Annotated in this window: 16 protein-coding genes; 8 read left to right on the top strand and 8 right to left on the bottom strand. The window is 44.8% G+C overall.

Features of this window, described 5'->3' with window-relative positions; genetic code table 11:
* Positions 1-60: 60 nt before the first annotated feature.
* Genes J4N42_RS15200 through J4N42_RS15190 form a run of 3 tightly spaced genes read right to left on the bottom strand, consistent with a single transcriptional unit; the run spans position 61 to position 2,282 of the window.
* The gene (locus J4N42_RS15200) at positions 61-432 is read right to left on the bottom strand and encodes a hypothetical protein (protein ID WP_252033090.1); all 372 of its coding nucleotides are present in this window, start codon (positions 430-432) and stop codon (positions 61-63) included.
* A gap of 15 nt (positions 433-447) precedes the next feature.
* A complete protein-coding gene (locus J4N42_RS15195; protein ID WP_252033088.1) occupies positions 448-924 on the bottom strand; it encodes a methylated-DNA--[protein]-cysteine S-methyltransferase in 477 nt (158 codons plus the stop codon).
* Positions 924-2,282, bottom strand: coding sequence for a DNA-3-methyladenine glycosylase 2 family protein (locus tag J4N42_RS15190; protein WP_252033086.1), 1,359 nt, complete (start codon positions 2,280-2,282; stop codon positions 924-926). Before J4N42_RS15190 ends, J4N42_RS15195 begins: the two co-directional genes overlap by 1 nt.
* 324 nt (positions 2,283-2,606) lie before the next feature.
* On the opposite strand from J4N42_RS15190, the gene J4N42_RS15185 reads away from it, so the two are divergent.
* Positions 2,607-2,810 carry a hypothetical protein gene (locus J4N42_RS15185; protein WP_252033084.1) on the top strand — a complete coding sequence of 68 codons (204 nt, stop codon included), beginning with the start codon at positions 2,607-2,609 and terminating at the stop codon, positions 2,808-2,810.
* Between the two features lie 55 nt (positions 2,811-2,865).
* Here J4N42_RS15185 and J4N42_RS15180 read toward each other — a convergent pair whose 3' ends face one another.
* Positions 2,866-3,756: a LysR family transcriptional regulator gene (locus J4N42_RS15180; protein WP_252033082.1), complete on the bottom strand. Its 891-nt coding sequence runs from the start codon at positions 3,754-3,756 to the stop codon at positions 2,866-2,868.
* A 147-nt stretch (positions 3,757-3,903) separates the two neighbouring features.
* Between J4N42_RS15180 and J4N42_RS15175 the strand changes: the two genes are divergently transcribed.
* On the top strand, positions 3,904-4,263 hold the full coding sequence (locus J4N42_RS15175) for a MaoP family protein (protein WP_252033080.1): 360 nt from the start codon (positions 3,904-3,906) through the stop codon (positions 4,261-4,263).
* A gap of 62 nt (positions 4,264-4,325) precedes the next feature.
* Here J4N42_RS15175 and J4N42_RS15170 read toward each other — a convergent pair whose 3' ends face one another.
* Positions 4,326-4,577 (bottom strand): DUF3081 domain-containing protein, encoded by a 252-nt coding sequence (locus J4N42_RS15170; protein WP_252033078.1) that lies wholly within the window; start codon positions 4,575-4,577, stop codon positions 4,326-4,328.
* A 311-nt stretch (positions 4,578-4,888) separates the two neighbouring features.
* On the opposite strand from J4N42_RS15170, the gene nagB reads away from it, so the two are divergent.
* The 3 genes from nagB to J4N42_RS15155 all read left to right on the top strand — a co-directional run bounded on the left by nagB (position 4,889) and on the right by J4N42_RS15155 (position 9,764).
* Positions 4,889-5,689 (top strand): glucosamine-6-phosphate deaminase, encoded by an 801-nt coding sequence (gene nagB, locus J4N42_RS15165; RefSeq protein WP_252033076.1) that lies wholly within the window; start codon positions 4,889-4,891, stop codon positions 5,687-5,689.
* 297 nt (positions 5,690-5,986) lie between these two features.
* Positions 5,987-7,774 carry a M28 family metallopeptidase gene (locus J4N42_RS15160; protein ID WP_252033074.1) on the top strand — a complete coding sequence of 596 codons (1,788 nt, stop codon included), beginning with the start codon at positions 5,987-5,989 and terminating at the stop codon, positions 7,772-7,774.
* A 208-nt stretch (positions 7,775-7,982) separates the two neighbouring features.
* The gene (locus tag J4N42_RS15155; RefSeq protein ID WP_252033072.1) at positions 7,983-9,764 is read left to right on the top strand and encodes an alpha-amylase family glycosyl hydrolase; all 1,782 of its coding nucleotides are present in this window, start codon (positions 7,983-7,985) and stop codon (positions 9,762-9,764) included.
* Between the two features lie 99 nt (positions 9,765-9,863).
* Here J4N42_RS15155 and J4N42_RS15150 read toward each other — a convergent pair whose 3' ends face one another.
* Both J4N42_RS15150 and lamB read right to left on the bottom strand, forming a co-directional pair.
* Positions 9,864-10,691, bottom strand: coding sequence for a MalM family protein (locus J4N42_RS15150; protein ID WP_252033071.1), 828 nt, complete (start codon positions 10,689-10,691; stop codon positions 9,864-9,866).
* Between the two features lie 114 nt (positions 10,692-10,805).
* Positions 10,806-12,014 carry a maltoporin LamB gene (gene lamB, locus J4N42_RS15145; RefSeq protein ID WP_252033069.1) on the bottom strand — a complete coding sequence of 403 codons (1,209 nt, stop codon included), beginning with the start codon at positions 12,012-12,014 and terminating at the stop codon, positions 10,806-10,808.
* 441 nt (positions 12,015-12,455) lie between these two features.
* Here lamB and glgX point away from each other — a divergent pair, with 441 nt between their 5' ends.
* The 3 genes from glgX (at position 12,456) to J4N42_RS15130 (ending at position 16,164) form a co-directional block, all read left to right on the top strand.
* Positions 12,456-14,417, top strand: a complete 1,962-nt coding sequence (gene glgX / locus J4N42_RS15140; RefSeq protein WP_252033067.1) for a glycogen debranching protein GlgX — start codon at positions 12,456-12,458, stop codon at positions 14,415-14,417.
* Positions 14,418-14,432: 15 nt separating this feature from the next.
* Positions 14,433-15,353 (top strand): LysR family transcriptional regulator, encoded by a 921-nt coding sequence (locus J4N42_RS15135; RefSeq protein WP_252033065.1) that lies wholly within the window; start codon positions 14,433-14,435, stop codon positions 15,351-15,353.
* A 262-nt stretch (positions 15,354-15,615) separates the two neighbouring features.
* On the top strand, positions 15,616-16,164 hold the full coding sequence (locus J4N42_RS15130; RefSeq protein WP_252033063.1) for a hypothetical protein: 549 nt from the start codon (positions 15,616-15,618) through the stop codon (positions 16,162-16,164).
* Between the two features lie 90 nt (positions 16,165-16,254).
* Here the strand turns inward: J4N42_RS15130 and J4N42_RS15125 are convergent, their stop codons facing one another.
* Entirely contained in the window at positions 16,255-18,423 is a 2,169-nt protein-coding gene (locus J4N42_RS15125; protein ID WP_252033061.1) for a hypothetical protein, read from the bottom strand.
* Between the last annotated feature and the right edge of the window lie 75 nt (positions 18,424-18,498).

Genomic DNA, 18,498 nt, shown 5'->3' with positions numbered 1-18,498 from the left:
TACGCTAAAACCAAGTGTTGTACCCAAATGGCGTCAAAGCGCGGCGTCACCGATTCAAGTTCAAGGTGACTCTGAGATATACAGTTCCTTAACCCAAATATTCATCATATTGTACTTAGCACAAGCACTGCAGGTAAGAAGCTCTCCATTACCATGAATACGCATAACGAGATCTTCACGCTTTTCCTTGGAGTTATTGGCGAACTTGATCAGCACATGCCCATCGTCCACTCGATAGCTTCTACTCACTAATACCCCGCGAGTTTCGAAACTAACGTAGCCATCTTTAAATGTCAGCGTGTCTTGATTGTACTGATTGGTATACAGCCCTGAGAATTCATACGTGTCTGCATCTGCGATCCTTTCAAGTTTTTCTCGATCGCACCCTTGTAACATCAATACCAGCACTGCAAAGATGAATCCTTTCACCATAGCTGCCCTCTTTATTTACCTGGTATACCCTTCTAATTTTAGCAAAGCCGCTTTACGTTCAACGCCACCGGCGTATCCGGTCAGTTTACCAGACTTGCCTATCACTCGATGGCAGGGTACCACTACCGATATTGGGTTCTTACCATTGGCTAAACCAACCGCTCGTACGGCTTTAGGGTTACCAATTGCATTAGCCAGATCTTGGTAGCTCCATACCTCTCCGTAAGGAATAGTGGTTAGCGCTTGCCATACCTTCATCTGGAAATCTGTCCCTTTCGCAGCAAGCGGTAACTCAAATTGCTTTCTGCTTCCCGAGAAGTACTCATCTAGCTGTGCAACAGCTTGGCTAAGTATAGGAAAACTCTCATCTCTTTGCCCTAATTGTTCCGGTTTTGTGGTGTGAATTTCGAACCAGACTCCCAATAAGCCTTGCTCGTTAGCTTGCACAGTCACGCATCCCATAGGGCTTTGATATTCAGTGTAGTAATTCATTAGAAATGACTCCAACAATGGAAGGTCGCATAGCTGCCCCAGGGAGCAACCGATGCTTTACTCAACTTAGGAAAGCGTTGCAGCGCTTTCTTCACAACTAAGTCAGAATCTAAGAAACAATCAGGCTGGGACTGACCTCGAAGGCGTGCATAATTCACCGTCCAAGGGCCGATTCCTTTGATGGCCAGCCACTCATTCGGGTCGGCATCTCTATTGTCGTTCATATAGAGAGCAAACCGTTGAAGTGTTTCTTTGCGGCTATTTGGCATGCGCAAAAAACTGAGATCAGCCGCCATCACCATCTCTGGAGTCGGAAACGCTTTATGATTTGGGCACAGTGTCTGCACCAATAAGTTCAACTGACCGATAGCGGCTTTAATTGAAACCTGCTGACCTAATATGGCTCTCACGCCTGCCTCCCAACAATCCCACACTCCTGGAATTCTAAGGCCTGAATGCAACACAATATTGGCATCTAATTCTCGCAGTTGGCGTTCAATCAACGCACTGTCTGCATCTAAGTCAAACATGCGCCGCAGTTGAACCACTAAATTGCGCAACTGACGGATATCCTCTAATTCAAACTCTACCTTTAAGGTTTCGCCCTGCAATTCGGCCTGAAACCAACCTTTACTGCCATTTAAGACAAAAGACCTTTGGTAGCTGGTATCCGTTACCTGCTCAATCCCTTCCACGGCTCTCAGCCGATAAAACGCGAGCATTTGGTGCCAATTAAAAGGCGCACGCACTGCTAAACAGATTGAATTAGACGAACTTAGTTGACTATCTGTTTTACGTACTTGGCTTGGGGTTAGCTTAAGATGCTTTTGAAACGCATCGTTGAACCGCCTAACGCTATTAAACCCGCACGCAAAAGCGATATCCCCCACCTTCATCACACTGGAATGCAGCAGTTGTTTTGCAAACATCAACTGATGATACTGAGCATACTGCTTAGGCGACATACCCAAGTGAGATTGAAATAACTGACGAAGATAACGATCAGTGATCCCAAGCCTCTCAGCCAACATGGCGAGTGTGCCATTCTGAAGTGCGCCTTCTTCTATTAGGGTTACCGCTCTGGCAAACGTCGTTTCAACGCCTTTCCACGCCCAAGAGCTAGGCGCACTGTCTGGACGACAACGTAAACAAGGTCGATAGCCTGCTTGCAGTGCTTGAGCTTGGTTGGAGAAATACTCGACGTTCTCTTCTTTAGGCAAATTAGCCGGGCAAATAGGGCGGCAGAATATACCAGTTGTTTTCACTGCAACGTAAAAGCGGCCATCGTAGCGGACATCGCGAGCCATACGCGCTTTTTGACATTGCGACGGGCATAGCACTGCGCTGGTCTCTCCCATTTTTTCACCCTTAAGCATCATCTTCCAATAGAGCTATCTTACTACACAGATTACGGTGTTTTAGCCACTTTCGGAACTCTACCTTACCCAAGCCACATAAAGTCAGAAATAATTTTCTGCAAGCCAGTCCCCTATACCTCACTTGTAACACTATGAATCTCAAGCTGTAATCACGGCCCCAACCAATATGCTTAAATAAAAAAACGATAATGGAAACGATGATTTTGGAACCAATCTGGCATTATTTTGGGGATAAACTAAAGTTATAGAGAAAAAAACACAACAAACAAAAAAATCTACAACGTCTGCTACAAGGAATTGGCTATGGATCTGGAAAGATGCGTAATTGTGCTTCGCAACCACATGGAAATCACCTGCGACTCTGTCGAACACTCACTAGGGGTCATCGAGAACAATCATAGCGATGAAATCTCCGCGATAAAAATCGATGCCAGCGATGGCTCAAACATCCACTCTTATCACTTCAATACCATTGATGAATCTCTGGAAAGCTTAATGAATTTGTAGAGGTTAGTTTTCCATCCTCATCCGCAATCGATGAGGATGGACAGTTCATTTATTGCTAATCAGACGCGACTTCACCTGCTTGCTGCAGAGAATATGCTGTAAGCGGATCAATATCTTTAACCAGTTCTTCCACTTGAGTAATCGCTTCAACTGAAGAGCTATTTTTACGGTAGCTGAGATAAATTGGCCTTTGCCATTCTTTGACCCCAGTGACATTAAACAGTTGCCCTGAATTGATAAATGGCTCAACCAGTGAGACAGGTAAGTACGCACTTCCTCCCTTCTCTAGAATAAAATCGAGTGCGATACGTGCCGTTGAGGTTCGTAGGTACGGTGCTGGTACTTTTGGATGGCGATCTGCATGCTCGGAAGCAAAGCGCGTTCCCCAATCCACATACACGTATTTAGAATCAAACACGGTATCGACACAATCCTCTTGAGTCGACACCAATACCAACACTAAATCCGCGACTTTTTTGCAATGCAGTTCTTCCGCTTTTATTTGGTCGAACGCAAACGCCATATCCAAGGTACGTTCAAGAAGTTGACGATTGAGCTGCTCTCGCCCCATCACTTCAGCCATAAAGCCGTAACCACCAAATGAATCTGTCACAACACTCAAACAGTTCTGTAAGTACGCATCCCAAATATTAGGCGTACCGCCAAGTGTCAGCTGTAAAGCCTTACCACTTTCTAACGATAGCTCTAGCTTTGCTTGTTGCAGCGTCGATACCATGACTTCCGCATAACTGATCAAACGCTCCCCAGAAGAGGTCAATTTGATGTTGTTTCTATCACGAGTAAACAATTGAGTATCAAAGTAACTTTCGAGTTGTTTAATGCGCGCACTGACGGCTGCCTGAGTGATGTAGAGGTTTTCTGCGGCGCGTCCAAAATGCTTGGCTTTTGCGACTTCAAGAAAGGTTCTAAAGACTTTTACGTCCATTTGTTGCTCTCTGCAATATTGATGAAATATTAATCAGCAAGATTAATCGAAACCACAAAAATAATTTGATTTTCATTTGTGCGATTTACCAATAACTTCGCCTTAAAAATTACACTACCTACAATAGCGTCATACACTGAGGTTGATATGTCCGACACTGAATTCCGCCATGGCAAGAAACGATTCTACGACAACACAAAGTTCCCACGTGGCTTTGCTAAGTCTGGCGATTTTACTCTTGCGGAAGAAGAAATCCTAACACTTTATGGTGACACCATGTTTGCCCTAGAAATGGGCGACATCACACCAGAAAATGCGGAAGAAAAGCATTTTCTAAAAGTGCTTAGTCATCCACATAAAGCCAAAACCAAGCTAGAACGTGTTTGGCTAAAATACATCCAACTGGCACGTGGTCGTAAGCGTTTCCACACGCTAAATGGTTGTAAGCGTTCTGCTATCGAAACTAACGATGACTACGAAGCTGAACCAGTATTAGAAGACGATTAACATAGCAAGCCCCGATACCCAGATATAGAACTAGGGTCTGGGGCTTGTTTTTTTATTGCCGGCTATTTAGATAGCTGCGCAACTTTCTTAAGGAAACTGTCACGCAGATGTTCCTGATCGTATTCTAAGTGGTAAGTATTGTGAAAACCGACTTTCAGCTCTACCCCATTGCCCCGTAGATACAGGTTATAACCGTCGTAATCAGAAAACGCTTCTACGCCATCATAGATCTTACCGTATTCGGTTGGTGTCCCTCTTTCCATTACACGCTCATAAGCATGTAGGACTTTGGTCGGATCCAATTGATTTTTCATTGCTCCGCCTCCTTCTTCTTTGCCAACAATATCAGTATGGGTGACGAATGATATCGACGCCACGGCAAGAGTTGAGCTGCGTCAAATAGCGCTTAATTTCTCATATAAATTTATTCCCCTTAGGCCATCACGCACAGCAATAATCGAGCAAATAAACAGCAATAAATACCTTATAAAGCGGTGACGGCTGGATATTCTCACAACAAAAAGTGAAAAATTGACCTAAAACAATGGCGGATCGCAAAAACTTATTTTATAATGCGAATTAATGTTTCAGAGCATCATAAAAATCCAATACTTAGGGGCAAAAAATGAGACTTATCCCGTTAAATCAAGCAGCACAAGTAGGTAAGTGGGCAGCAGCGCACATCGTTAAACGCATCAACGATTTCAAACCAACTGCAGATCGTCCATTCGTTCTTGGTCTACCTACTGGCGGTACACCTCTAGCAACTTACAAAGCACTTATCGAACTGCACAAAGCTGGCGAAGTAAGCTTTAAGCATGTAGTGACATTTAACATGGATGAGTACATTGGTATTCCAGCGGACCACCCTGAGTCATACCGTACGTTCATGTACACTAACTTCTTCAATCACATTGATATCCAAGAAGAGAACATCAACCTTCTAGATGGCAATGCAGAGAACAACGAAGTTGAGTGCAAACGTTACGAAGACAAAATCAAGTCTTACGGCAAGATCAACCTATTCATGGGTGGTGTTGGTAACGACGGTCATATCGCATTCAACGAGCCTGCATCTTCGCTTTCTTCACGCACTCGTATCAAAACGCTGACTGAAGACACTCGTATCGCGAATTCTCGCTTCTTCGATGGCGACATCAGCCAAGTACCAAAGTACGCGTTAACTATCGGTGTTGGTACTCTACTAGACTCAGAAGAGATCATGATTCTTGTTACTGGCCATAACAAAGCGCTAGCACTTGAAGCTGCAGTTGAAGGCAGTGTGAACCACCTATGGACAGTGTCTGCTCTACAACTTCACCCTAAATCAGTGATTGTGTGTGATGAGCCTGCAACTCAAGAGCTAAAAGTGAAGACAGTTAAATACTTCACAGAGCTAGAAGCTGAGAACATCAAAGGCTTCTAAGCCAAATCCAATTAATATTCATAGCTTTCGCTAGCACGATTCGTTATGAGAAAAAGCCACGCATTGCGTGGCTTTTTTATTTATTGATACTTTCCACTTTAACCATTATTAATCAATTAGTTATAGCTTCCTGTTGAAATCGTGAGTTGCTGTATTAAGAAAATGTAAGTGACAAAAATAACAGGCTAAAGTTATATGATTTCACTTCCTAATTACGCAGAATTTTCGCACGTCACATATTCATGACTTTGCATTTCGACAAGTATGTATTGGCTTATTTAATACAAGGAGTCACACATGCAAGTAAGCATTACAACAACAAAAACAATCCTCGCGACTTTAATCAGTTCCACGCTATTAACAGGGTGTTACTGGGACGATCCAGAAAAAGCCGCTAAATACGTCAGTAGTAAAATAGACCGCGAAGAAGTTGTCGAACACTTAGAAGAGCTAGAGGCTCGCGCATCAAAAACATCCGATGGCGCATCAGTTACTCGCGCAGCAGGTACTGAGGGGTACAAACAATCTCTTGAATACATCATCGATGTTATGAAGCAGCATGGCTATCTTGTATCTACTCAAGAATTTGATTTCAGGGCTTGGGAAGAGTTAGCGGGTACCACACTGACTGTGGACGGCATTGAATTGGTTGGGGTACGTAACGCGAGTGAAGGCATTGAACCTGACTTCGCCGTCATGTCTTATTCCGGCAGCTCTAACGGTCAACTATCTGGTGAAATCGTGTTTATTACACCCGACTTTCGTTTTGATTCTCCCGACTACGACAGTACTGATGGCTGCGAAGCATCAGATTTCGAAGGCAAAGAAGTGGCTGGAAAAATCGCCGCTATTCAGCGCGGAGGGTGTACTTTTAACGCCAAAGTGGTCAATGCTCAAGATGCGGGAGCAAAGGGGGTTATCATCTTTAACCAAGGCAACGGTGAAGGGCGAACCGCAGTTGTGAATGGCACCTTAGGTAGTGACAGCAGTGCAACCATCCCAGCGCTTGGCGCACGATTCGCATTGGGTGAGCAGTGGTACCAGAACAGTCAATCCACGTTCATTCCTGTCTCATTAAACGTTTCCGTTCAAGACGAAGTGGTACTCACTCAAAATATCTTGGCAGAAACAAAAGGAGGCAATGATGATCAAGTCGTCATGCTTGGGGCTCACCTAGATTCTGTCCCAGAAGGCCCTGGTATCAACGACAATGGCTCAGGTACGGCTGGGTTACTTGAATATGCAGTAACCCTTGCCAACTTAAAAGCACCAGTGAAAAACAAAGTTCGTTTTGCATGGTGGGCAGCTGAAGAAGCAGGCTTAGTTGGATCGGAATACTACACGAACGACCTGTTCGCGCCACTTTATACACAAGCTCAAACCGAGATCCTTGCTGAGTTGGAACTTGAAGACCCAAGCCAATTAACCCCAGAGCAAGTTGATTTGGTTGAAGCACGATACAACGAACTCAATAACATTAAGCTATATCTCAACTTTGACATGATTGGCTCGCCAAACTATATCTACGGGGTAATGGATGGTGACCTATCTGATACGAAAGATAGCCCCGACAATGCTTATACGGGCGATTTCGAACCTCCATTTGGTACCTCAGATATAGAAGCCGTCTTCAATCAGTTCTTTAGTGAGAAATCTGAAGCTACCGTTCCTCAGGCGCTATCTAAGCGCTCTGATTATGCTGGTTTTGCAGATTGGGGAGTGGCATTCGGCGGGCTGTTCACCGGAGCTGAAAAAGTCAAAACGGCAGAAGAAGTGTCACAGTTTGGTGGTGATATCGATGTCGCATACGACAAATGCTACCATCAAGCGTGCGACGATTTGAACAATGTGAGCCAAACCGCGCTGTATGTGAACACTCAGGCATTGGCGTACGTAACAACCTACTACGCATTTAGTGAGCCACTATTCCCTGAAAAGCAGCAAGACCCAGTCGCCATGGCGAGAGCCTTGAGCGCACATGACTCACATCATGAAAAGCACCGAATCGGAACCAAGATCAAAGCCGCTGATAGCGTCTCGGATCATGATCATTTCCACGGTGACTTCGACCAAGACAGAGACTAAGCCCAAAATAGGGCAAGCCTAGGTTCACTTGAAAGTAAAAGCCGCAGCAAGCGGCTTTTTTTGTGCTCCAACTGACTTTGTTCACATATATCAATGTTAATCACCACTACTCCCCTTTTCCTCGAAAAACTTCCCTCAAGGATGAGCCTTTTCTACTCGCCTTATTTTAGGCTAAGTAGAGACACATCTTCGACTTAGTACATTCGTTATGCAAAAAGAGAAACACAATATTTATCAAGTTTTTACTCGCTTGTTTGGCAACACCAATACCACAAATAAACCTTGGGGAACTATCGAAGAAAACGGCGTTGGAAAATTTAACGACTTTACCCCGCTGGCCTTACAAGAGATAAAACGTCTTGGCGTAACTCATATCTGGTATACCGGAGTGCTTCACCACGCTTTAGTGGGAGATTACAGTCAATTTCGCATCAGTCATGATCACCCAAGTGTTGTAAAAGGTCGTGCTGGCTCCCCTTATGCGGTTAAAGACTATTACTCGGTGAACCCTGATTTAGCCACTGATCCACGAAATAGAAATAAAGAATTCGTGCAGTTAATCGAGAGAACACACCAAACCGGAATGAAAGTGATCATCGATATTGTTCCAAACCATGTAGCACGCAATTATTGTGGGTTGAGTAACCCGCAGGGCACACGGGATTTTGGCCAAACCGATGACACCTCACTGGAATACCATCGCGACAACAATTTCTACTACATTCCGAAGCGGCGCTTTGAAGCACCGGATATCCCTAAGGCCTACCTTCCGCTAGGTGGCGAGTCTCACCCTACGCTCGATACTCCATACCTTGAGTTGCCAGCAAAGTGGACGGGTAATGGTTCGCGTAAAGCTAAACCCGACTTCGACGACTGGTATGAAACAGTTAAGGTGAATTATGGTATTCGCCCTGATGGCACAAAGGACTTTGACGAACTACCCGAAGGTTATGAGCACAAGAACCATCAGGAACATTTTAGTTTTTGGCAGACCAAAAGCGTGCCAGATTCTTGGATTAAGTTTCGCGACATTGCGTTATTTTGGTTAGAGAAAGGTGTTGATGGATTTCGCTACGACATGGCGGAAATGGTCCCGGTCGAATTTTGGAGCTACTTAAACAGCTGGATAAAACACGTTAACCCGGATGCTTTTCTTATGGCAGAGGTGTACCAGCCTGATTTATACCGAGACTATATTCACCTTGGTAAAATGGACTACTTATATGACAAAGTTGACCTATACGATACGTTAAAAGCCATAATGCAAGGGCACGGTACAACTGCTGATATTGGCCGAATTGAATACCAGCTCCGTGACATTGAACATCACATGCTGCATTTTTTAGACAACCACGATGAGCAGCGGATTGCGTCTCCTGAATTTGCAGGCAGCGCGGAAAAAGCTATCCCGGCGATGTTGGTTTCAACTTGCTTATCATCGTCCCCAACTATGATTTACTTCGGTCAGGAAGTCGGGGAATCCGGCGCAGAGGATGCCGGTTTTGGTCAACCTTCTCGTACCTCAATATTTGATTATATCGGCGTTCCTCACCATCAACGTTGGATGAACAAGGGCAAGTTCGATGGTGGTCAATTAACGCCACAAGAAGTCCAGCTACGTCAATTCTATAGTGCTTTACTCAACTTAGCTCAGAACAGTCCAGCTCTATTGGGGCGCTATCACGATTTATACGCCGAAAACCACCAACACTTTGGCAGGCTGAGAAATAAGCTCTATGCGTTTGCTCGTTCCTGTGAGCAGCAAACCCTTATCTTGGCGTGTAATTTTTCTAGCCACGACTCACAAGATGTTGAGCTTCATATACCAAAGAGCCTTATCGAGGATTGGCACTTGTCAAACGGTCGACACACCGTACTGGACCGTTTAAGCGGACAACGTTACTCACTTATTGTCGATGCTCAGAGCGCGTATATACCATTAGTGTTTAAGCCGCTGTGCGCTATGTATTTGGAACTTATTAAAGGCTAAGTGGTGTAGGCGCTTTTCCTAAATTAAGACCTTTTAAATAGCAAAAAGCCAGTCGAATACTCGACTGGCTTTTGAATTTTCATCACTGTAATAGAATCGCTATTTCTTACTATTGACAGCTTTTACAAACACTTCTTGTGCACCTTCAATATTGAGTGCTTTAGCTTCATCTAACAGGCTCAATGCTTTTGGTAAGTCATCCGCTTCTACGGCTTTTTTAATTGCATTGTGATAATAGCTTTGGGTTTCAGGCTGCGCATCTACAGGCGCCTTCTTGTAAGGTTCTTTGGTGCTATTATCTGTACCAATTATCATTCGGCCAGCGCCTTCAATATCGATTTCGATTCGACCTACATTCGCATGTGGAATCGGGATATCTTTTACTTCAGGCAGATAATTACCGCGACCTTCTGCATCCAGTCGTGCTGGGTGAATCACATCCGTTGTACCGTTCAAATCTGAAGGCTTACTGTAAACGATAAGGTATACCGACTCTTCTCCATTTGGTGGATAAAAGTCTTTCTCTGCAACAATTCGGTTACCTAGGTGTAAGCGTGGTTTCTTGTATTCAAAATCGCTACCCTCGTAAGACTCCAGCTCTTTACCATTCTTATCTACGATAATCGCAGATGGGAAGAAAACTGAATCTTTGATGTGGCTAGTAATGGTAATTTCTAACTCACCTCGGTTCGCAGGGATTTCAAAAGCAGCGACAGGACCATTAATTTGTCCGTACTTAAGATTTTGAGTACTCGGGGTGATATCGACCAAAACATTACTTGGCAACTTCATCTTCGTACTTTGAAGCGCGGACAGTGAACTAACTACCTGGGCACTTTCTACCGCGTTCTGCTCAACGATTACTTGAGGGGACTGACAACCAGCAAGTGCAACGCACCCACTTAACATTAGTGCACGAAAATACATACCTTTTCCTTCTTATTATTTTTTTAAATGCTCGCACGAGCGTTTAAAAAAATAGCCGACTAAATGTCGGCTATCTTAACAGGACTTTAGACTTTTAGGACAGTTATAGGTCTATTACCACCAAGCTTCTACTTGGATACCAACAACGAAGTCGTTGTCAGCACCAATAGCAGTCACGTTACCATCTGCATCTGTAACTTGACCGAAGCTATCGCCTTCTAGATCCATTAGGTAGCTACCGTATACGCGGATTTCAGGACGAGCCCAGAAGCTGTCACCCATTGCCCAAGACTGAGCAACTGTGAACTTAGCACCACCGAAGTCTACGTTATCTACTTCACCAGCGTTGTAGCCAGCCTCGAATACTGTGCGCATTGTGTCGTTCCACTTGTACATTGGACGAGCAACTACAGAGTATTGGCTAGAATCGTATTTAGCTGTGCCTAGGTCAGAACCTGCTAGGTATGCTAACTGGTGACCCATCTCCCAAGACTCGCTTAGGTTCATTACACCCCAGTTGATGATACGGTAACCGAAACCATCATTTTGGTCACCAGAGCGATCGTAGTACGAACCTGCGCCCCAGAAGTTAGCCATTTGGATACCGTATCCTGCAGTACCAAGCTGAACAACAGTTTGGTTGAAACCGTTACTCATGTTTTGGTGGATGATACCTGTCGCAAGAAGACCGTCATCACCGTCGTATTGGCCATTCTTGTTCTCTGTTGAGAAGTTGTACGCAAGAGCAAGTTCTAGAGAAGCGTCTTCCCAAAGGCCGATGTTTGCTAGACGTGCATCTGCAATGTAACCCGCACCGTTTTCATCTTCGCCATCTTGAATCAGCGCTAGAGATAGTTTTTGATCACCTACAGAAATGTTCTCAATACCACCACCAGTACCAGACGTGTTTAGGAAGTAGAAGTCAGTGATGTGGATATCTTTACGTTGGTAGTAAGTCTTACCAGCCCAAAGTGTCGCATCCTTATCGAACTCAAGTACGCCAGTTGCTTTTACTGCAAACTGAGCAACGTTGAACTCGCCGTCTTCCCAACCGTTCGCACCGTCAGCACCAGATGCGATCATTGACTCTAGACGCCAAGTTTGCTCACCAGTTTTTAGCTCTTCTGCAAGACCAAACTCAGAGTAGTTGTCGTTTTCGTTACCTAGACGACCAATACCATTCTTCATGAATGAAACATCGCCACCATCATTACCACTGATACCAGTGCCAGCACGCATATAACCGTTAAAATCAACTGCGAACGCTGAACCAGCAGCTAAAGTCGCAGCCACTGCAGCAGCAATTACACTTACTTTTTTCATTATTAACTCCATTTAGGGTTTCTTATATTTCTTATCTCGTCTCAGTCAGACCCAAAAGGCAGAAATGGGTATCACTCAGTAATGAGGTAAGCTGGGAACGTATTCCCGATTTGTTTCAACTGTGGCTAGATTACCTAGGGAGTAATAGGTTGACTTCCTCCACCCCAAACTAATTTAGGGGGGATGAGAAAGGATGAGAAAAAATACAGTACGCCGTTTAAATTGGCTCGATCACAAAATTGAGGGGGAGGAGATAGCTGTCCGATCAAAATAAGCAGAACAAAATGCCAAGGCGCTCAAGTTTTTTGATAAATCCATCATATAAATGAAATAAAATTACATCGAAAATTTATTATTAGGGTGCTTGACCATTGTTGGACAAAGTCTTTTACTAACAGTTCATCCCAGAAAACGTAATCTGAATAAAAAGAACCTAAAAAGATGACCCAGTCTTCACGCCCATATCCTCTCGGAGCCACATTGACAGACAGTGGCTGCAATTTTTCTATCTACGCGCCGAATGTAAGCCAACTCCAACTCGCCATTTTCGACCAGCAAGGGCAGTACACAGCCTATGACATCGATAATGATTACGCGGGTGTGAAGCATACTTTTATTGAAGGCATCAGCGCTGGTCAAAAGTACGGCTACATTGTGAAGGTGGAGGGCGAATCTCAGCTTATCTCAGATCCTTACGCTAAATCACTGGAAAGCGCACTTCACTATCAACCGCCCTTTAATTCAAAAGCTAGCTTTGAGCTACCTAAATGCGTTGTGGTTGACGATAGTTTTGATTGGCAAGATTCCAGCCAACCAAGAATACCACGCGAAGAAACCATCCTATTTGAAACGCATGTCAAAGGCCTTACCAAGCTATGTCCAGATGTTGAGCAAGACCAACAAGGTACATATCTAGGTCTAATCTCAAAGCCGATGCTGGACTTCTATAAACAGCAGAAGATTAACACCATCCAGCTTCTACCTGTTGCCGCATGCATGCACGAGCCTCACCTTCTCAACATGGATAAGGTCAACTACTGGGGTTATAACCCTTATCTATTTATGGCTCCCGACCCGCGCTACGCTGAACAAGATGCTGTCACCGAGTTGAAAACCGCTATTCGTGAACTGCACAAAAATGGCATAGAAGTCATCCTAGATGTGGTGTACAACCACACAGCGGAAAGTGGCAGTGATGGGCCAGTTTTCAACTTAAAAGCGCTCGATGAACGTTTTTATCTCAAGCACGACAAGCATTTTGCCAACTACACTGGCTGTGGCAACACGGTAGACTTAAGCTATCAGCCAGCCCTTAATCTGGTTATGGATACCCTGCGTTACTGGGTATCTGAATACCACATTGATGGTTTTAGATTTGATTTAGCAGCGACCCTTGGGCGAAATGGTGATCACTTCTCCCAAGACGCAGCGTTCTTCCGCGCTATTGCTCAAGACCCAATTCTAAAAGACATAAAGTTGATTGCTGAACCTTGGGATATCGGCCCGAACGGCTATCAAGTGGGGAACTTTCCTTTCGGTTGGAACGAATGTAATGATCGCCTACGTGATATTTCCCGCAGCTTTTGGCGTGGTGACCAAGGTTACCTGAAAGAGTTCGCAACTCGTATTATGGGCTCCCGTGACTTATACAGTGCAGCAAACTGGCCATTCAAACTAACGGTCAATTACATCACCTATCATGACGGTTACACGCTACAAGACCTTGTTTCGTATAAACATAAACACAACGAAGCAAACGGAGAGCAAAACCGAGACGGACACGGGGACAACCGCTCAGATAACTATGGCGTGGAAGGGCCAACCGATAACCCAGTTATCAACGAACTGCGTGAAAAACAAAAACGTAACTTCATGGCAAGCTTGCTGTTTGCTTTCGGTATTCCCCATATTTTGACCGCTGATGTGTTATCTCACACGCAAAATGGCAACAACAACGCCTATTGCCAAGACAACGAAATAAGCTGGCTCAATTGGCAACCAACCGACAGTAAACAAGCGTTCAAGACATGGCTGGCGGAGATGGTTTCGGCACGCCAAGAGTACATGGTACCGTTTATCAAAGCCTTCAGCGGTGAAAAGCGTAACAACAACCGTATTTTTTGGCGACGAATCGATGGCAGACTGATGGAGCACGAAGATTGGAATCGCTTGAGCTCCGTCGCGTTGCACTTAGGTATTGATAAGCAAGGCAATGAGTTGCTGTACTGTATTAACCAAACCAATGCACCAGCTCGCTTTACACTGCCAACAGAGCAAGGTCAGCAGTGGAAGATGGTCTGCAATACCGACTCACACGAGCTGCACAAGACCATTGATGATAAGCAAGTATTGGTTGAGCCGACTTCACTGGCTATCTTCCATTACAGCCACAAACCGGCATAGAGAAAGGAACCACAAATGTCTAAAGATCTGTACAACACCTTAGATCTGAACTTACTCAGAACATTTGTGGTGCTCTACCAAGAAAAGAACATGCGCCGCGCCGCAGAGCGGCTATGTATTTCTCAGCCAGCCATCAGTAAAGCGGTGCAGCGTTTACGCGACCATTTTAATGACGAAATGTTTGTCCGCACTCAGTATGGCATCGACCCAACACCATTTGCTGACCAACTAGCAGATACAGTTTCTCCGATATTAGATACCTTGTCACTGGCGCTCAATAATTCACACGAGTTCGATCCAGCGCAGTTGAGTGGCACTATTAAAGTCGCCCTATCACCGTTTATTCTCAGTTCCATATCCGCCGAATTATACAATGCGATTCTTGCCGAAGCGCCTAATGTTGACGTCCATCTACTTAGCTGGTCTAAATCGACCATCGATGAACTCGTCAACGATGAAATCAACCTAGCGGTGAACTACGACATTCCGCATGCCCCTAAAAAACTTGCTTGTCGAAAAGTGACGCAAGACAGTCTCAAGATGTACTTGCGCAAAGATCACCCTCATCAAGAAGATACCATTAATATCAAGCCCGGCTTTGAATACTCTATTGCATCAATAATTGTCGCAGATTGGAATTCACACCAAACCATCGCCGACAAATTGATGAAGCAGCGAGGAATCGAAGTCAAAATTGGCTTTCGTTCTGAATTGCCATCAGCCATCGCTGATGTCGTCAGCAAAACTGATTTGCTGTTCCCCGCTTCACGCTTCTTTAGCCTCGACAACTTCCCTCAGCTCCGACGAGTTGACGTGCTACTCGACGACTACTCGATAGAGCCCGATGTATTTGCCTATTTCCAAAGTAAGTACCGTAATGAAGCCACTATCCAGTGGTTGATTCGATTGATTAAGTCTATCGTCGACAAACGATAACCACACTATCAGGCGTTCTGCCTGTTCAGATATAACTAAACGTTAAGTCCGCTATCACCGATATTCATTGGCGAGCAAAAGGCCCAATTCCTTATACTTTCTGCATCGGCTAATACCTAGACGATGATAATGATACAAGCCAATCAGCAAGAGAGCCGGCCAAGTTATTGGCTGGCTCTTCTTGCACTTCTTCAATAAACGTTATGCGAAGAAGGAATTGGCTGAGATTAAGAATACGACAAGGGCTCAACGAGATTCCTAGATGAATATGAAGAAAACCATCAACCTATTTACCGCCCTGTGCGCCTTAGTTCTGCTTTCTGTGAGCAGCTTTACTTTTGCAGACAGCTCAAACACATCGGACACAAAAGAAGCTCAATACTTTGCAGCGCTAGGTTTTTCACTCGCAACGACGTTTGATACAGACATGAGAAGAAACATCGGTTTCAGTGCAGGAGAGCTCGCACCACAAGGGACATGGAAACCGATGGCAAGCGTTCAAAACACAGAGTTCCAGGGTTATAGAACCAGCAGAACTCCAAAGCTAACAACTTACACTGCTGGAGCAAACTTCGGCATCAATGAGGCGTCTAAGTTATATGTACTCGGTGGATTAGCCGACTACCGTTCTACCGATTATACAGGCACAAAACACAACGACCGCGCTTTATCGCTCGGCGCAGGTTACATGCATAACTTTGATTTCGGTGGGAATGGATTGCTGCTGACCATTGGCGCAGAAACCAATCTTGTCGATTCAGAAAGCGGTCAAATAACCCATCTAATTACTAGAGTGGGCTGGAGCTTCTAACCGTCTTTTCCTTTTACCTGAGTGCGATTGGGTAACTCACCCCAGCCCCAATTAGGCTGGGGAATTTTTACATCCGTTGCAGAGAGTAGCTCACTGACCTTTCCGAGCTTGCTTTAGAATACTTTGACCATACTCAAACCCAGATGGTGCAAGGCGGTAAAAGTGGGTATTACCCCAACGTAGATTTAACCGGTGCTCTTGGTCGAAGAAGACTTCGAGAGGCACATAACCAACAATATCCGACATCACTGCCAGCTGATCTTCCAAATCAAGATAATAAACAAACTCACTCAGCGGGTATCCTGTACCCAATTGAAACAATTGAGCACCTTCACTGGTATACAGTGCAAATACGTCTGTGGTTGGCTCGACTTCAAAATAAAACGGTTCTTCTGAGTACGCCAATTCTCCGACGTTGCTCTGCCACAAGATGGTGCCTGACTCGATGTCTTTCAAGCGAATATCGTCGTCGCTATATCGGTAAAGCAGCTTATCTTCTCCAACAAATACGACCGATTTCGGACGGTTTTTAAAGCCTTCACTAAAGTCGTCCACCTCGTAATCGGTATAAAATAGGTCGAGTGAAATTCGACTGCGCAGCTCTAATCGATTCGCCACCTTTCGATAAACATCCAAGTGTTCTTCATCGAAGACTTCCAATTGGGTTTCTTCATCACTGAGCCCAACTGAGGCCGAAGAAGTCAGGTACATCGGTAAGTTTTCTTTCGTTGAAAGTGTGTCGAGTGTTCTTGTATTCAACAAGTTAACTACATCGCCATCGGACCCACTTTCAATGCTCACTAGGTAACGCCCCGAGCTGGACAAAAACTCGTTACCTCCCCATGCAGATGCTGTTTTTTCCGTAGTACAGCGTTTGATGATCAAACCATCGGTATCGAGCAAGCAGAAGGTATTTTCAAGCCATATATCGCCTTTCTCTGACATGCCCTTCATCAAAACACCTTTTTCAGCCTGATAAAAAGCTAGGGTTTGTGATTCAGCTAATCGCTCCACATGTTCTTTCCATGGTGAATCATTCGCTAAATCATAACGCAGCGCTTCCACGACTCGGCGATAGACTTTATCACCCCATTCCGACACATCGATACCGGCACTCTTAGAGCTATCTGTCAGTTCATAAACCGGCGTATTTTCAGGGTCAAACGAAGCAATTTCAGGCAAATCGACTTGATATGGGTGCATCCCCCACAGCGCCGATTCTGGTTGAGTGAGCGGGAAACTCAACGACTCGACATCTTGCTCGGAGTAACACCAATTACTCAAGTCATCGAGCGTCCATGTGCCTGCGCGCTCTGCTTTACCGTTGTATAGCGTAAAGCCTTGTTGTTCCTTAACTAAGATCTTACCCTGCTGATCGATCTGAGCAGAAAGGTCACGGCGAAGCCTTTCTTCGGTCAGCTTTTCCGAAGTGGTCATATCAAAGAAATCAAGTGTTTCAACCGCAGCTTGTTCTTGTTGAAGATAGTCGTCATTAAAGTAGTGAACCTGAGCACCTTTAGAAGTCTCGACCAATACACTGTCGCAATACTCCGATACATACATGGCTTTATCATTGCCGTTTTGCTCGGTAAAGATTGGCTTAAGCCCAGATTGCTCAACGGCAAATAAGCTAGCTCTCCCCACTTCAATAGCGTTGTTTTCAGGGTAAGCAGACAGCAATACATGGTCCGAGCCTTCAATGGATATCAGCGACTGGCCAAAACGGGCGAAGCCATCCACCGGATATTGCGCTAATACCTCGCCATTCTCGGTACTGTAAATGGACATTTGCCAGCTGTTTGAGCCTGATGTACTCAATATGTACAACTCCGTGGCGGAATCATTATGGACATAAGCTAGAACATGCTCGATCGAAAGAGGGACTAAGCTTGCTTGCTCTGTCATATAGAAATAGCGCTCTTGATCGCGATAGATAATATTAGGTTCTAACCCTCGCAAACCCTCTTGCCTATCAACCAAGCGCGGCAACCAGTACTGAAACACGGTCTCGAACGGCTCAAGATCAGCGGCTTGAGCATCAACAATGTCACTGAGTGCAAGCACGCCTTGGCCAATATCGCCAGACTGAATGTTAAGAAGTGCAGATTCCGCTTTGATGCGTTGGTTAGCAGCCATACTATCTTGGTGATTTTGCCAACCAACTGTACCCAATACGGCGACGATAGCGACAAACGCGAGGCTGGCAAGCCAAAGTAATAGTCGGTTCTTATCCATTTTCTGATTGGTCTCAATGTCCATTTTGGTCACTCTGTCCAAATTGATAGTAATTATTAAAACATAGATAACCTATCAAATGTCAGAAGCAATAAAAAA

The organism is Vibrio sp. SCSIO 43135, assembly GCF_023716665.1.
In the GTDB taxonomy this organism is placed as follows: Bacteria; Pseudomonadota; Gammaproteobacteria; order Enterobacterales; family Vibrionaceae; genus Vibrio; species Vibrio paucivorans.
Note: the sequence above shows the minus strand (reverse complement) of the source record. Positions and strands in the feature narration are given on the sequence as shown.

What these genes read in the sequence shown, in the direction of transcription:
- J4N42_RS15200 (WP_252033090.1), bottom strand. Translation starts at nt 432, where the DNA reads ATGGTGAAAGGATTCATCTTTGCAGTGCTGGTATTGATGTTACAAGGG.
- J4N42_RS15195 (WP_252033088.1), bottom strand. Translation starts at nt 924, where the DNA reads ATGAATTACTACACTGAATATCAAAGCCCTATGGGATGCGTGACTGTG.
- J4N42_RS15190 (WP_252033086.1), bottom strand. Translation starts at nt 2,282, where the DNA reads ATGGGAGAGACCAGCGCAGTGCTATGCCCGTCGCAATGTCAAAAAGCG.
- J4N42_RS15185 (WP_252033084.1), top strand. Translation starts at nt 2,607, where the DNA reads ATGGATCTGGAAAGATGCGTAATTGTGCTTCGCAACCACATGGAAATC.
- J4N42_RS15180 (WP_252033082.1), bottom strand. Translation starts at nt 3,756, where the DNA reads ATGGACGTAAAAGTCTTTAGAACCTTTCTTGAAGTCGCAAAAGCCAAG.
- J4N42_RS15175 (WP_252033080.1), top strand. Translation starts at nt 3,904, where the DNA reads ATGTCCGACACTGAATTCCGCCATGGCAAGAAACGATTCTACGACAAC.
- J4N42_RS15170 (WP_252033078.1), bottom strand. Translation starts at nt 4,577, where the DNA reads ATGAAAAATCAATTGGATCCGACCAAAGTCCTACATGCTTATGAGCGT.
- nagB (WP_252033076.1), top strand. Translation starts at nt 4,889, where the DNA reads ATGAGACTTATCCCGTTAAATCAAGCAGCACAAGTAGGTAAGTGGGCA.
- J4N42_RS15160 (WP_252033074.1), top strand. Translation starts at nt 5,987, where the DNA reads ATGCAAGTAAGCATTACAACAACAAAAACAATCCTCGCGACTTTAATC.
- J4N42_RS15155 (WP_252033072.1), top strand. Translation starts at nt 7,983, where the DNA reads ATGCAAAAAGAGAAACACAATATTTATCAAGTTTTTACTCGCTTGTTT.
- J4N42_RS15150 (WP_252033071.1), bottom strand. Translation starts at nt 10,691, where the DNA reads ATGTATTTTCGTGCACTAATGTTAAGTGGGTGCGTTGCACTTGCTGGT.
- lamB (WP_252033069.1), bottom strand. Translation starts at nt 12,014, where the DNA reads ATGAAAAAAGTAAGTGTAATTGCTGCTGCAGTGGCTGCGACTTTAGCT.
- glgX (WP_252033067.1), top strand. Translation starts at nt 12,456, where the DNA reads ATGACCCAGTCTTCACGCCCATATCCTCTCGGAGCCACATTGACAGAC.
- J4N42_RS15135 (WP_252033065.1), top strand. Translation starts at nt 14,433, where the DNA reads ATGTCTAAAGATCTGTACAACACCTTAGATCTGAACTTACTCAGAACA.
- J4N42_RS15130 (WP_252033063.1), top strand. Translation starts at nt 15,616, where the DNA reads ATGAATATGAAGAAAACCATCAACCTATTTACCGCCCTGTGCGCCTTA.
- J4N42_RS15125 (WP_252033061.1), bottom strand. Translation starts at nt 18,423, where the DNA reads ATGGACATTGAGACCAATCAGAAAATGGATAAGAACCGACTATTACTT.